Annotated in this window: 12 protein-coding genes; 4 read left to right on the forward strand and 8 right to left on the reverse strand. The window is 41.4% G+C overall.

Going from position 1 to position 15,504, the window contains the following annotated elements; translation table 11 throughout:
• Window positions 1-50: 50 nt before the first annotated feature.
• The 4 genes from JK635_RS21475 (at window position 51) to JK635_RS21490 (ending at window position 6,314) form a co-directional block, all read left to right on the forward strand.
• On the forward strand, window positions 51-398 hold the full coding sequence (locus tag JK635_RS21475) for a PadR family transcriptional regulator (protein WP_202655970.1): 348 nt from the start codon (window positions 51-53) through the stop codon (window positions 396-398).
• Entirely contained in the window at window positions 385-1,383 is a 999-nt protein-coding gene (locus JK635_RS21480) for an HAAS signaling domain-containing protein (RefSeq protein WP_202655971.1), read from the forward strand. Before JK635_RS21475 ends, JK635_RS21480 begins: the two co-directional genes overlap by 14 nt.
• 189 nt (window positions 1,384-1,572) lie before the next feature.
• The gene (locus JK635_RS21485) at window positions 1,573-3,387 is read left to right on the forward strand and encodes a methyl-accepting chemotaxis protein (protein ID WP_202655972.1); all 1,815 of its coding nucleotides are present in this window, start codon (window positions 1,573-1,575) and stop codon (window positions 3,385-3,387) included.
• 1,454 nt (window positions 3,388-4,841) lie between these two features.
• The gene (locus tag JK635_RS21490; protein WP_202655973.1) at window positions 4,842-6,314 is read left to right on the forward strand and encodes a sigma-54 interaction domain-containing protein; all 1,473 of its coding nucleotides are present in this window, start codon (window positions 4,842-4,844) and stop codon (window positions 6,312-6,314) included.
• Window positions 6,315-6,446: 132 nt separating this feature from the next.
• Here the strand turns inward: JK635_RS21490 and JK635_RS21495 are convergent, their stop codons facing one another.
• From JK635_RS21495 to caiB, 8 genes are all read right to left on the reverse strand, one after another.
• The gene (locus JK635_RS21495; RefSeq protein WP_235888289.1) at window positions 6,447-7,787 is read right to left on the reverse strand and encodes an MFS transporter; all 1,341 of its coding nucleotides are present in this window, start codon (window positions 7,785-7,787) and stop codon (window positions 6,447-6,449) included.
• Window positions 7,788-7,906: 119 nt separating this feature from the next.
• Complete coding sequence (locus JK635_RS21500; RefSeq protein WP_202655974.1) at window positions 7,907-8,782, reverse strand: MaoC/PaaZ C-terminal domain-containing protein; 876 nt, start codon at window positions 8,780-8,782, stop codon at window positions 7,907-7,909.
• A 289-nt stretch (window positions 8,783-9,071) separates the two neighbouring features.
• A complete protein-coding gene (caiC, locus tag JK635_RS21505; protein WP_202655975.1) occupies window positions 9,072-10,628 on the reverse strand; it encodes a crotonobetaine/carnitine-CoA ligase in 1,557 nt (518 codons plus the stop codon).
• A gap of 67 nt (window positions 10,629-10,695) precedes the next feature.
• A complete protein-coding gene (locus JK635_RS21510; RefSeq protein WP_202655976.1) occupies window positions 10,696-10,980 on the reverse strand; it encodes a ferredoxin family protein in 285 nt (94 codons plus the stop codon).
• Window positions 10,977-12,260 carry an FAD-dependent oxidoreductase gene (locus JK635_RS21515; protein ID WP_202655977.1) on the reverse strand — a complete coding sequence of 428 codons (1,284 nt, stop codon included), beginning with the start codon at window positions 12,258-12,260 and terminating at the stop codon, window positions 10,977-10,979. The genes JK635_RS21510 and JK635_RS21515 overlap by 4 nt, the downstream gene beginning before the upstream one ends.
• Before the next feature lie 133 nt (window positions 12,261-12,393).
• On the reverse strand, window positions 12,394-13,347 hold the full coding sequence (locus JK635_RS21520; protein WP_202655978.1) for an electron transfer flavoprotein subunit alpha/FixB family protein: 954 nt from the start codon (window positions 13,345-13,347) through the stop codon (window positions 12,394-12,396).
• 24 nt (window positions 13,348-13,371) lie between these two features.
• Window positions 13,372-14,142 carry an electron transfer flavoprotein gene (locus JK635_RS21525; RefSeq protein WP_202655979.1) on the reverse strand — a complete coding sequence of 257 codons (771 nt, stop codon included), beginning with the start codon at window positions 14,140-14,142 and terminating at the stop codon, window positions 13,372-13,374.
• Between the two features lie 118 nt (window positions 14,143-14,260).
• The gene (gene caiB, locus JK635_RS21530; protein WP_202655980.1) at window positions 14,261-15,472 is read right to left on the reverse strand and encodes an L-carnitine CoA-transferase; all 1,212 of its coding nucleotides are present in this window, start codon (window positions 15,470-15,472) and stop codon (window positions 14,261-14,263) included.
• Between the last annotated feature and the right edge of the window lie 32 nt (window positions 15,473-15,504).

Raw genomic sequence — 15,504 nt, forward strand, 5'->3', positions numbered from 1 at the left:
GTATAGAGCAAATACTGTATCATCTACAGTAATGGAAATGAGGTGGGGGAATGAGTCAATTATTGCAGTCATTAACAACCGAGCTTAGGAGAGGAACATTGACATTAGCGGTATTAAGTCAGTTGCGGACCCCACAATACGGCTATTCACTTGTTCAGTTATTGGAGGGATCGGGAATTACCATCGATCAAAGCACCCTGTATCCACTGCTTCGCCGTTTAGAAAAACAGGAGCTGGTGACGAGCAGCTGGGATACATCCGAGAGCAGACCCCGCAAGTACTATGTTTTAAGCGATTATGGGGTAGAGATTTTTTTACAATTAAAAAAGGAGTGGCTGAAGAACTCGCAACAGCTATATAGCCTATTAAAGGGAGAGGAAGAAGATGAACCTAATTGAGATTTATATCCAGGAAGTGACTCGAAGGCTTCCAGAAAAAAATCGGGAGGATATTGCCCTAGAGTTACGGTCAACGATTGAGGATATGCTGCCAGCTGATTACAGCGAAGATGAGGCAAAGGCGGTTCTTGAAAAGTTGGGGGACCCCGTTACGTTGGCCGGCAATTATCAGGATCGGCCAAGGCACTTAATTGGTTCGCGCTATTTTGATGTCTATCTGACACTTCTAAAAATGATTTTGCCGATTGCAGCGGTTATTTCGTTGATCACGATGCTGGCGGAATATTTTATCGGGTATAGCGGTGACCAAACTGTCATCGGTATTATTATAAGTCTAATAGGCAAAGGGATTGCGAGAATCATAGAAGTGGGAATTCAGACATTCTTTTGGCTGACAATTGTGTTTGCGATGATCGAAAGAATGGATAATCGAAAAGATAACAAACCGCTGGCAGCCTGCCTTAAAAAATGGACCCCTGATGATTTAAAAAAAATCCCTAATATCCCCAGGAAAAAAGCCATTTCAAAGACTGAAGTGTTTGGAAGTTTAATGTGGACCGCGATTTGGGCAACACTTTATTTTTATGCCAATCAGCTTGTCGGTGTTTATCAAGGCGGCAACAATGGAATTGAATTCGTGACTCCTGCTTTCAATCAAAATGTTTTACTCCAATATTGGCCAATCGTTGTGTTGGTCATCGGTTTGGAGATTGCCTTGGCCCTATATAAATTAACCGCAAGACAATGGACGAAAAACGTTGCCATCTGCCATTCTGTTGTTGAAGTATTAGGAACCCTCGTATTCATTGTGATACTAGTTCATCCCAATCTATTAAACTACGATTTTATTACGTATCTGACCAATCTATTTTCTATTACTGCCAGTCAGTTAAAAATGTGGATCGTTGGCGGTATAATTTCCATCTTTACTGTATTTGCGGCGTTCAATGTCATTGATGGGTTTCGCAAGGCTGGGACTCGTTAAGCCGGAATTCCAGTGACAGAAAAAAATGGAATACTAATGTACTAAAAAATTTACAATACTCCTCAAAAACGCGGTGATACCGTCGCTTTTGAGGAACTTTTTTTGTTGTGAACTTTCAAAGGCGGGAGGATCTGAGATACAATACATTCCTCCGGCGGAAAATTATCCAGTCAAGCAACTGAGAATGTAATGCAAAAATACGGAGACCAACTTTTAGACACATTAAAGTCTAACTCCTATTGGGGAGAATTCAGGTTGGCAGTTAAGAACAGAGACGTCACATGGATAAAAGAGAATATTAATTCAAGTGTAAGGGCGATACCTAATATACATTATGTTGCCACGACGGATTTGAATGGGAAGGTCATTTCACAATCCGGAGATGTTCCGGAGTTCACCGACAAACTAAGTAATCCAGCAATAGTCGATAAATTAAAAAATAAAAGAGAATTTACAGGTCTATTTCAAACTTCCAAAGGCTTAGCTGTTATTGCCGCATCTATCATTACGGATGACAATGGTACCGCCGAACCAACAGGCATTTTGATTTTCGGAAGAATTCTTGACAATCATGCGATTAATGAAATTAAGGATACCATGCATGATGATATTGCTGTACTAACCGAGAATGGAACTTTGTTAACGACTTCATTAAAAGTTGATAAAAACCAGCTCTCTACATATTTATCCAAACTAAATTCAGATTTACATATTTATAAGACTTCTGAATCCGGTTCAATTGAAAATGCTCAGTTGATCACAACCTTAAAGGACTTTACAAATAAACCAATCGGGGTTCTTTATATAAATCAAAAGCAGAAAACAAGCACATCTGTTAAAAGCAATTTATTCAATGTAAGTCTTTTTATTGGTGTTATTTTTATGATTATTTTGGCATTACTATCTTTTTTGGTTTACTGGCATGTTATTAAACCGATTCAACAGTTTGTCTCAGTTTCGGAAAATGTTGCAAAAGGAAATTTGAAACTTGAAATCAATGATAAACTAGTTAACCATAGGGATGAATTAGGGAAATTGGGCAATTCCCTGAATGTGATGATTTCAAACTTCCGCAAATTAATTAAAGATGTTGCGGAAACAATCGAACAAGTAGCTTCCTCTTCCGAAGAGTTATCCTTAAATTCAGAGGGAACAACAAAGGCCGCAAACCAAATTGTTTCAGCCATTTCGGAAGTTGCAAGCGGCGCGGAAACTCAACTACAAGGGGCTCTGGAATCTTCCCAGGCAATTGAGGAAATGACGCAAGGAATTCAACATATTTCGGATACGATGTCGATCGTATCGTCTAACTCTGAAAAAACGGAACAAGAGGCCGAAAAAGGCAATAAGTCGATTCAATTGGCTATTGGGCAAATGGAAAAAATCAATCAATCATTTGAGGAATCTACCAATTTGGTGAACCAATTAAATGAACGGTCGAAAGAAATTGGACAAATGGCAGCATTGATTACTAGTATTGCCGACCAAACAAATTTACTTGCCTTAAACGCTGCAATTGAAGCAGCTAGAGCTGGTGAACAAGGTCGGGGATTTGCGGTTGTAGCAGAAGAAGTAAGAAAATTGGCTGAACAAGCTGCTATTTCTGCGAAACATGTGAAAGAAATGGTGAACGAAATTGAAAAAGATACAATATCCTCCGTTCACTCAATGGATAACGCCAATATTGAAGTTGATCAAGGGTTAAAACAAATACATGAAGTGGGAAATGTTTTCGAAAGAATCCTTCTTGCAGCCCAAAATGTAGTTCAACAAACAACGGAAGTTTCAGCGGTAGCAGAGGAAATGGCCGCTAGTTCTCAGCAAGTTGCATCTTCAGTGGAGAGAATGGCTGATGTTGCTACTAATTCTGCAAGCTTTTCTAAAAATGTTGCTGTCTCTTCGGAGGAACAATTAGCATCTATGAAGGAAATTGCTCATGCCACTGATTATTTAGCAAAAATGGCCCAAAAATTAGAGATTTTAATAAATAAATTTGTCATATAAGATAACCTTAAATCCTACGTCAAAAAAGGGAATTTTTGTTTTTTAAAGGATACCTCTGCAGCGACCCCAAATGCTGGAATATTTCGAGGTAGAAAATCGATTTCTCTGAACCTCTCCGGAGCTGGAATGGTCATAAAATAGATGGCGGGTTTTTTTCATCTATTTTTACAAAATCCGCGCACAAATTTACAAAAACCACGGCTTTTTTACAAAATCCAAATATAATTTTACAAAGCTTGGAATTAAATGGTTCGCTCGGGGCCAGACACCAATAGTTTGCCACGGGGTATTCCATACACCTAGAAAATGTATCAAGCCGTACGCATTAATATCAAAAATTATTAATCGCAGCCATCAAGGCAACGAAGCCAATTAACATCGCACCGACAATCACGGTAACTTTAAAACGATCGAGATCTTGATCGGCTTTTTTCTTTAAATTCAGCAATGTTCACAGGATTTATTTGATTTTAAGATAATAAAAAGGAACTGCTCCATTTTATGAAACAGCTCCTTAGTAAATAACACCTTAGGAGACCCAACCATGACATCAGCCAATTTAAAATTTTAACCTAATCCTTATTAAAAGTAATTTTAATTTGGATTTTCGGTAAAATTAGCCGATGTGTGTTTGTTCCGTTAAAGGAATTAATTCGCATGTTAAATGGAATTCAAATTCCTGTAAGAAACTTTTTCGGTTTAGGACCGATTAAGACTCTTTATTCCCCAATTGGAATTTGGCCTCTTCGCAATCGATCTTTTTGATCAAGTCGGGTAGAATATGTCGGTTTATTTTCCTTCATATTCACCTTATAAATCATTAACTTTTCTGACTTGTAAGTGTTTTTTTATTCACTTTCAAGCTTGCTTCTTAATTGAGCATTAGGTTTAACTAATGCTAATTTCGAAGGAATCATTGATGATTTATTCTTTTCTCAAAATGATCTTCTCGCTCCTCCTCATTCCGTTTTGTAAAGGAATTACCTTACTACTCGTTCACGAACGGAACGAACACGTATGGTTGAGTCTCCTAAGATGTTATGTTTTTGTTATTTATCTTTTACAATTACATTTTAACACAGAAAATTAAGAATCAAGCGAATATTTGTGGCAATATTGTGAATTCTAATTAGTCTTGCATTTTTCATGACCATCTCCCGTAATTAAAGAAATATGAATCTTTATGGATGCATCGCCGTCTTGGGAATGTTTTCTATGTTGATTGTAGCATCAGAGAATTTCAATCAACTTTACTTCCCGATCATCCCAGCTTTCGTCAAGATAACAGGCAGCTAAATTTAATAAAACTTTCATTTTTTGAAATCACACAGCTAGAAAAACTGTGACAAAATAGAATAGAGGAAACGGTACTGTTACAGGACATCAAAGATTTTTCAGTAAGTTATCTGATTTTTTTAACAAATAATGAACGCCATTTAGGAGAGATGTAATTGATGGCCATAAACAATTTTTCGAAATCTCAAATAGTTAAAAACAATTCGATAGCGGACCATGATGATTTGGAATTAATTATTCACTCTTTAGATTGCTTAGAAGACTGTTATATTTCCATTGTTGATGCCACAGGAAGAATCGTTTTTGCATCCAAGGATTTTGAAAAGCTGGACGGCTATAAAACGAGTGAAATTATCGGAGAAAATGTATTAGATGTTTATAAACTCGGGGAAGAAAATAGTGTCCACATAAAGGCTATCAAAGAAAAACGGGTATTAAAAAATACGCTATTACGTTATACTTCAGCCAGTGGAGGGCCTGTAGAGCTCGTAATGGACATTTTTCCTGTCTTCACAGGACAGGAGGTCACCGGTTCAGTCGCGATCAGCCGCGATACCAGCAAAATCCAAGCCCTTACAGAGATTGTCACTAAACTGCAAAAAGCCCTTAATAATCAACTGCATCATCAGATTAATAATGGAACCCAGTTTTGCTTCGAGGACATTATTGGCTCGGGAGAAGCGATGCAAAGTGTGATTCAATCGGCAAAAAGAATGGCCCGGTCAGAGTCACGCATCATGATTTTAGGGGAAACCGGAACCGGTAAAGAGCTTTTTGCCCAAAGTATTCATAACGAAAGCTCCCGCGCAAAAGAGCCGTTTATCGCCGTCAACTGCTCGGCGATTCCAGATTCGTTACTGGAAAGCATACTGTTCGGAACAACGAAAGGTGCCTTTACCGGGGCTGAAAATAAAGCCGGACTATTTGAAGAAGCTAAAAATGGCACTCTCTTTCTTGATGAGCTCAATTCCATGAGTATTGTTCTACAAGCCAAATTGTTAAGAGCATTGGAGACCAATCGCATTCGCCGGGTCGGAGGGAACCAGGAAATCCCTGTGAATCCACGGATTATTAGTGCGATGAATATTAATCCCTTAGAGGCGATTGAAAATGAAAAGCTAAGGAGTGATTTTTATTACCGGCTCGCCGTTGTTACGTTAGAATGTCCATCTTTACGAAACCGAAAGCAGGATATCATTACATTATCCTGGCATTATATAAAAAAATACAATAAGATTCTGGGAAGAAAAATCGACAGACTCTCCCCGGAGGTCATGAAAATACTCGAAAATTATAACTGGCCGGGAAATGTCCGGGAATTAAGTCACTGTATCGAGCATGCAATGAACATGGTTGATCCCAATGATACTTCCCTGTTAGTACGGCATTTACCTGCTTTCATTCAAGAGAATGCCCTCAAAAGTAATATTTTGCCGATCATTTTGCCAAAAACAAACGATTTTAAACAAATTATGAACCAAGTTGAGAAAGATATATTGCTGCAAGCGCTCAAGCGAAATAACGGGAATATGAATCAATCTGCAAAAGAATTAGGCTTGTCACGCCAAAGTTTATTTTACAAACTAAAGAAATTGAATATCGACATCGAGTATGAGACTCACATTAAATAGTACAAATAAAAAACCTTAACACTTTTTCGTAAATGTTAAGGTTTTTTCATTGTCTTTTTCAGGATAACTTTTTAATGTAATACGAGATTAAGGATCTCTTCGAATTTTTCAGCATACGGTTTAGGAACCAGATTATTTGGCTATTACTCGTTTCCCTAAATCGACCGAGCTTGACTGAGCCAATGTTAATCCTTTTGTCTCAGGAGCCATCGCTATGGACACGACTAAACCGAGAACTGTGATGGCCACGCCAACAAACATCGTTGGGCCAACTCCCCGAGCCTCCATAAAGATTGGTAAGGCATAGGTTGACAAAACGGTGCCAATTCGACTAAAGGCCATGGCGGCTCCTACAGCCGAAGCGCGAATCTCCGTTGGGAACAGTTCATTTGGATAAAGCCATTGCAAAATCCCAGGTCCGCCGGAAAAGAAAGCATATAGCGCAAAGGCCGCAACAACAATCCAGATATTAGCGTTTGGGAAAAATCCCAAAACAGCTAGGGCAAACGTCATAATCGCAAAGCTGCCAATTAGTAAAGGGCGTCGGCCAATCGAATTGAGCCAGAACATTGCCGGAATACAGCCGATTAAGAAAAACATACTGATCACGATATCACCTAATATCGCTTGGCTGCCTGAACCAAAGCCAAAGGCACTCATGATTTGCGGCCCAAAGGTATATAATCCAAACATCGGAACTACCTGACAGGCCCAGATGGTACCGACAAACAGCATCCTTCCGAAATAGCCTTTTTCAAAAATCTTACTATAACGAGTCTTTTGAACCTCTTCTGCTTCCACTTCTACATCGGGACCAAAGAGCTTGGCTACAATCGCTCTCGCCTCTTCCATCCGCCCTTTGCTTGCCAGCCAGCGCGGCGATTCCGGTGTTCCCCATCTTCCGATTAAAAGGATCACGCAAGGGATAAAAGAACTGCCCAGCATCCAGCGCCAACCACCGTCAACATCAATCAAATAGTATCCGACAATGTCCGCTGCGGTGGCTCCTACATACCAAATAGCAGCAATAAATCCGATTGAAATAGCCCTGTACTTTCGTGGTGTAAATTCCGTTACTAGAGAAGTGGCAATCGGGTAATCTGCTCCAATCACGATCCCGATTAAAAACCTCATAATAACAAGTTGAATGGGGGTAGTAACAAACATTGTAGCAATAGAAATAATGGCAATAGCGATAATATCAATAGTAAACATCTTTTGTCGGCCGATTATATCGGTTACATAACCAAATAGGGCCGTGCCAATAAAAATCCCTGCCAAGGCGGCTGCTCCGACCAATGCACTCCAATGCGCCGTCAAATGCAATTTTGGGCCTAATTGGGCCAGAGCTACCCCAATAATAACGAGAACATAGCCATCCAAAAATGGACCGCCGCTGGCAAAAATGATCATCTTTTTTAAAAAAGGTGTTAATTCAAAATCATCGAGGGTTTTTTGTGGTTGCATCATCATTATCTCCCTTTTTGGTAAACCTTCGGCTGGAAGTGGAGCGAAGCACTTGCTCACTCTTTAACAATCACCAAGGCTCCGCTGCCGCATTCCAGTGAGTTTAACCTTTAGGTATCATCAATCTATTTCCATTCAATAATGCCAAAGTTCAGGTAAGGCTTTGCTTGTGTGTAAGCATCGATGACTCTAAAATGAATCTTATTTTCACCCATTTTCCACATTTGTGTTTTAATCGTTGCTCCAGGCAGAAGAGAAGCCGTTATACGTGTTTTGAAGCGGGTTAATCTCTCCGGTTCACCAGGAATGAATGTTTTAATAAAATGACGGCAGGCAACCCCAGCAAAACTTACAGCATGAAGAATTGGCTTCATTTGGCCATTTGCCTTGGCATATTCCCAATCGATATGCTGTGGATGGAAATCTCCTGATAGTCTGTAAATTAACGCTTGATTCTCAGGAATCCGCTCCTCTACTTCAAAATCAGGTTCTCTATCCGGCATTTCTACAATATCTTTTGGTGGTTTCGGTCCGCCAAAGCCACCATCATAAATTAAACAATCCCAGCTTTCATTGGTAAATAATAATTCGCCATTTTCATCATACGTATCACCAACATGCTGGGCTAACAGACCTTTGTCAGGACCACGGTCGTATAAGCCCTTCAGCAATACATGTGTACTTAGTTTACCAGATAATTTTGTCAACGGCTTGTGGAATTTTAAATCAAAGCCCCAATGAAGGGAGCCGGCATAATTATAGCCGTAATCAATCGTTTTCGTGACTTCACTGTCGACAATTGGCATCGCTGCAAACATGGGGAGAATTTTCAAGTCCTTCTCGTAAACATATTCCAAATCTGTTTTACCATCGATGCCGGCACCGCAGCCAAGGGCAAAAAGGATCAAATCTTTAAAATTGTAATCCCTTTCGAATGGGCCGAATGTTTGTCCAACCATTTCCATTTTAATTCTTGATTTGGTTTCTGTTGCTGACGTCATTTTTTTCATCCTTTCTAAATCTATAATTTTAAAGAAAACTCGCCGACTGGCGAGCCCCAAAGGGCGAAGGCAGAGGCTAGGTCGCCCAAAACATAACTTTTGGGCTGCGATACCTATGCTTTTATGAAGCTTTCCTTGGTGCGCTTATGCGTTAAGAAAGTATAAAGCTTTAGGAAGACAGGCACGCTTTTTTATTAGCCTAGCAAATGCTAGTTGTTACCACTCATTCTATTCATCAGCGTTTGATCATTTCATAGACCGCTCATGCAGCCAGAGCTGACTAATCTGCTTATTTAAGTAATTTTTTTTGGACCTTATAAGTGCAGGTTCTTGGTAATGATTTTCTTATTTCGATAAAGGAAGGCACTTTGAATTTAGCCATATGGCAATGACAATAGGCTAAGATCTCCTCCTGGCTAAGCTCTTCGCCCTCTTTAAAGACAATAAAGGCCTTGACTGCCTGGTCCCGAATCGGATCGGGGACGCCGATGACTGCCGCCTCCTCAATTTTCGGATGGGACATCAGAATATTTTCAATTTCCGAGGTGGAAATGTTTTCTCCCGATCTTTTAATCATATTTACTTTGCGGTCCACAAAGTAAAACCAACCGGACTCATCCACATAACCCTTATCTCCGGTATGCAGCCATCCCTCTGAATTTAGGGCTTTTGCTGTCGCTTCAGGGTCATGATAGTACTCCTTCATGATCGTTCTTCCGGGAACACCTTTTATATAAATTTCTCCAATGGCATTAGGAGGAAGCTCATTGCCTTCTTCATCAATAATTTTTGCTTCATAGGACAGTCCCGGTTTCCCTATCGAAGGCCAGTTCCTTTCTCCAGATGGAGAGTCACCAATAACACCAACAAGAGATTCACTTAAGCCATATGAATTTAAAAATTTCACGTTAAAACGCTCTTCAAAAGCTAACTTTTCTTCAGGAGTCATTGCTAGGTAGAAGAACACTTCACGAACGCAGTGGTCTTTTTCCCATTCCTGCTGAGGCTGTAGCATCATTGTCCGAAGCATCATCGGGACACATTCTGTAATCGTCGCTTTATAATCAACAATTTGTTTCCAAAACCTTCTTGCACTGTATTTCTCCACAGCAATCATCGTCGCCCCGACGGTCAACACAGGCATTAAGGCATTAAGCTGAAAATCAACATGGAAGGCCGGCATAATTGTTAAATAGCGATCATCCTGCCGCATCGATAGCTGCCAGGCAGTAAAATGACCGGCATATAACATATTGCAATGTGTCAGCACAACACCCTTTGGTCTTGATGTAGTTCCTGATGTAAACAAAATCTCGGCGGTATCATCGCTTGTTAAAGGGATCAGTTCCGTTAATTCCACAGGCTGCTTGTCCTTGTTTTCGGTAAAATTTACTGTACCAGGGAGCTGCTTATCAGTTCTCGCCAACAATATGTGTTTGATCCCCATCATCTTGCCAGAGTCGGCACCTTGGTAAAACGGTAAAAACTCTTCTTCCACAATGGCGAGCTCGACACCGTCACATTTATTGATAATGTATTCACATTCTTCTTCGGTATATTGTGTGTTTAAAGGAACCATGACGGCACCGATTTTTGCCAGACCAAACCAACTCATTAAAAATTCCGGGCAATTATGCAGTTGAATGGCAACATGATCGCCCTTCTTTATTCCTAGATCGAGGAATAAATTGGCTGTCTTATTAATTTCTTCATTTAACTGTCGATAGGTAAATTCATTGACATTTCCATTGCAGTCATGAAAGATCAAGACTTTTTTTTCACCGTAGATACGGACCAGCTCATCCCACAAATCCCGTAAAGTCTTGTTCCCCACTATATCTGCCATTTTTTCCACCTCTTAGCATCTCAAAAGGTTCAGCTATTTTATCCCCGCTGATGGAAGTTTCACTTTATTATCCGTACCGGTATTCCACACCCATGGTACTTTCCGGGTACTCCCATTTCTTAACAACCGTACCTAAACACAAAATCCTGCAGGTCCCACATTCCAGACAGCCGGCATAATCAAACGATAATGTTCCATTTTCATTCAGTTTATATAAGCCGCCCGGACAGGCTTTGACAAGCTTCAGCTTTTCCTTCATATCGGGATAGTTAGGGTCGATCTCTATATGGGGTTTGCCTTCATTCACAAAAAACTTATTGACGCCCAATTTTTCTTCAACAGACATGGTCATACAGATTTAACCCCCTTAAATCCATCTTTTAGCAGATTCATTAAGCCAACAGTCTTCAGATGTTTCATGGCCTTTTTCCGTAATGGAACGGCAGGAGACCCGTTGACGATAAACATTTCTGCCATAATTTCCGATACCATTGCCGGGTATTGGTTAAAAATCCGCGGATTTTCCATAAACGATGGGAAATTTTTATAAACAGCCAGATCCTTCATGATAAAGCTTTCATCCAGCATAGTTTTATAGCTTTGTAGTGTCGCTGAACTGAAGTCGCCTTTTTCCTTTGCAGCAATGACAGCTTTTGCGGCCATCTCTCCTGAGGCAATCGCCAAATCCATTCCTCGCACCATGTAACCGATGTTTAAACAAAAGCCGGCGGCATCGCCACAAATTAAGTAACCGTCACCGTACAAGGTTGAAACCATCGATAAACCGGCTTCCGGAACAACGTGTCCACTTCTTTCCAATAGCTTGGCATCCTTAATTAACGGAGCTATTTCAGGGTGATTGGAAAAGGCAACCATCATTTCTTCAATTGTTTTTTCACTTTCGCCGATATGTTCAAGACCGAGGACTAGACCAAGAGAAATGCTTTCCTTATTGGTATACAGAAAGCCGCCGCCAACCAAGCCATTGCTTGGCGAACCGGCAAATAACCAAGCCGTACCTTCATTACCTGTTAAGCCAAAGCGATCCTCAATCACCTTGGCAGGCAGCCCGTATACTTCTTTGACTCCTACGGCTACCTGAGATGGTTGAACTCTTTTTCTTAAGCCAGCTTTTTCTGCCAATAAGGAATTGACCCCATCGGCGAGAATGACGACGTCAGCCCGCATTTCCTCATCACCGCAGATCACACCAGTGACGCGATTATTTTCAACAATCAGCTCGTCTACCTTGATACCAGCTGCAGTCATCGCTCCTGCTTCTTCCGCTTTGTCGAAAAGCCAGCGGTCAAACTCACCGCGCATGACAACGTATGAATCACTGCCAGCTTGTGCTAAACGCGGTGAATGGTAATCGATCGTGAACGCATCATTTTCTGTCATCATGCTGATCCGCTCTTTAACCACTCTTCGCTCGACTGGTGCCTCCTCAGCAAAGTTTGGAATGATTTTTTCCAAACTGTGAGCATAGAGACGACCGCCGGTCATATTTTTGGAACCACCATAATTTCCTCTTTCGATAAGTAGAACCTCCAACCCCTGCTGCGCCAAGACATAAGCCGCAGTAGAGCCGGCAAGGCCTCCACCTACTATAATGGCATCAAATTCGCTCAATCTTTTTCACCTCTGCCCTGTTGTATTTGATGATAATTGATTCTAAGTTGCTGTAACCTTGCAGCTTGTCTTCCGTTCTGCTTATCCTTTTGTTTAGATGTGGCAAGAAGCTGCTGTCAGCAGCCTCCACTTACTAAACCGTCACTAATTTTTGCTCTTTTAATTTGGCAACAATTTGCGGCAGAACTTGATAGATATCCCCGACCAGACCAATATCCACTTGTTTGAATACCGGGGCATTTTTATCCTTGTTAATGGCCACAAGTGTTTTTGCCTGATTGACGCCTACCATATGCTGGATTTGGCCAGAGATTCCAATTGCCAGATAAATATCCGGCTTCACAACGGCACCTGAAACACCTACATAGCGCTCCTTGCTCATCCATTTCTCACCTTCGGCAATTGGACGGCTGCAAGCCATTTCCGCACCAACTAAAGCAGCAAGTTCTTCCGCCATTTGCAGGTCATCCTTGCTGGCAAAACCACGGCCAACCCCGACTACTCGTTTGGCGGAACTTAAATTGACGACCTCACCTTGTTTTGGACGTGTTTCCAAGACGCGGATTCCTGTATTAGCCAGTTCCGGATTTACTTCAGTTACGCTCCCTTGTCGTGACGGATCTTTTGCCAATGCTGTAAATACACCGGTTCCTACGGTAACAACAGCCGTTTTTGATAAGGCCTTTTCCGTTCTAACTGCGGCCCCGCCGTACACCATATGTTTCACCACGATGCCATCTTCGACATCAATATCTGAGATATTAGCTAATGCTCCCGTTCCTAATTGGGCGGCAATTTTTCCGGCAATGAGCTTGCCGCTAACAGAAGCATGAACCATCACTAAATTTACTTCCGCCTCACGAATCATATCGGCAATTGCTTTGGAATAAGATTCGATCACCACTGATTCCGAAGGCTGTCCAAATACGTAAACCTCGTCTGCTCCAAGTTGAATCGCTTCTTCTGCTTGTGTTTTATCGGCAAAGACAACGGCGGATACTGTTTCGCCCAGCTGGCGTCCGCCAGCACATAATTCTCCTAAAGCATTACGGTCATCCGTTATAATCCATACTTTATTTACAGTCATGTTCATTTCACCTCGTTATTCTGTTTACTTCAATTCGGCACTAATCAGTTTTACAAATTCTGCAACTGCTTCTTCAGAATCGCCTTCTAAAATATTCAGGCGGCGATCGGCTTGCTCTGGTGCTAACGTACTGACAACTTCACGAGATGGTTCCAATTCAGCCACATCGATGTCAGCCAAGCTCCATCTTGTGACTGGTTTTTTATTCGCAGAAATAATGTCCTTCATTCCAGGAATACGTGGAGTATTAATTTCTGAAGTTACAGACAGAACGGCAGGTAGAGAAATTTCCAGCACTTGAATTTCATTTTCCAGCGCCCGTTCCACGATCACTTTATCTCCTTCAGGAGTAATTTTGTTGACCGCATTCACTACCGGCACGCCTAATAATTCACCTAGTTGATTACCGACTTCTTGTGCATATAAGTCAGAAGAACCAGCGCCGCATAAAACGAGATCATATTCGCCCATTTTTTTAATTGCCGCTTCAAGAACTTTAGCCGTTTGAAAACTGTCTACCTGTTCTAGCGCTTCATCTGTTACGGTAAATAACTCATCAAGCCCTCTGGAAACGATATCCTTTTTCATTTTTGGATTTTCGAGAATTTTTCCGCCGGCACATAAACCGGATAATTGGCCCCCTGCAGCCTCGACAATCTGTTTCCCTGCTTCAACTGCGTTTAGGTCATAGGAACCGAATTTCCATTCCGCTTTATCAAAAGAAACTTGTCTATCCTTTGAAATAACAATGTCCTGTTCTTCAGGAACCGCTTTGCCACATGCAATAACTCTCATTTTTTTACACCTTCTTAATCATTAGTCTGCTTCATCGTTGATTTCTTGATAGGGCGGGTGCATGAATTCAAATGATTCATACATCCCGCTTCATGAATTGAAATGTGAGCCATTTCCCTTAAGACATTTTAATAATGCCTTTTTCCTTCAGTTCGTGGATCTCTTCACTGGAATATCCCAAATCTGTTAAAATCGTTTTCGTATCCATTCCTAGTGTTGGCATTGGCCGCCAAACTTGTCCCGGGTTGTTTTTGAATTTAGGGAAGATGTTTGGTCCTTTACACTTCTTGCCTTCCATCGTTTCCCATTCAATGAAGGCCTCACGCGCTTTAAAATGTGGATGCTCCGGCAATTCTTCAAATGTCATCACTTTATTCGCAGCAATTTTGCAATTGGAGAAGTCCTCTTCCACTTCGTCTACCGGCTGCGTCAATAAGTATTCTTCCAGTTTCTGCTCGATAAGCTCTGCCTTAGGTCCATCAAGCCAAAGCGCAGTCGTGCCTTCCGGATACTCCTCAGTACCCCACAGGTAACCCAGACCGATTCGATCAAGTAGGGCTTTGTTCTGTTTCGCTCCATATAGACAGAGGCTCAAAAAGCCATCTTTACATTTATAGACCCCGATGCCGCAGAGGTTCTGATGTCTTGCCCCGGCACGCGGATAGAGAATGCCGCCATTAAGGTAATCCATCATATAATAGGCACCCATGCGAAGCATAACTTCGTACATGGCGACGTCAATACTTTCGCCAACCCCTGTTTTTTGTGCTTTATAGAGGGCGGCTAGCGAAGATCCTACAACCATTAGGGATGTAAAATAATCACCTGTATATGGAGAAGCAATCATTGGCTGTTCTTCTGTACCGTTTTGGGCTAAATAGCCGCTGAACGCTTGAGCTGTTTGGTCGTAGGCAGCCCGGTTGACTCGATCCGGTACCCCAGTGTGACCAAATCCGGAAACATGGACGATAACGAGTGATTTATTATGCTCCCATAATAATTCATCGGTAAGACCACGCTTGGCGAATGCCGGACCTTTACTTGATTCGATAAAAATATCGGCGGTTTCAATTAATTTTAAGAATACTTCTCTGCCTTCCTCTGAGAAGATATTCAAGGATAAGCTCTTTTGATTGCGGCGTTCCAATTCTTTGACATATGTTGTATCCCTCATTGAATCCCCATTGAAGGTATTTTCAATCCAGGTAACATCGGCACCCCATTCTGCCATCATCTGTGCGGCCTCCGGACCGGCAATTTCAACAGCGGAGTAAACAACCTTTAATCCTTGTAAGTTCCCAAATGCGGGAGTTTTCATTTCCATTGACATTTCGATTCATTTCCTCCTCTTGAGCGGATCAC

This window comes from Neobacillus paridis, from assembly GCF_016765675.1.
In the GTDB taxonomy this organism is placed as follows: Bacteria; Bacillota; Bacilli; order Bacillales; family Cytobacillaceae; genus Neobacillus; species Neobacillus paridis.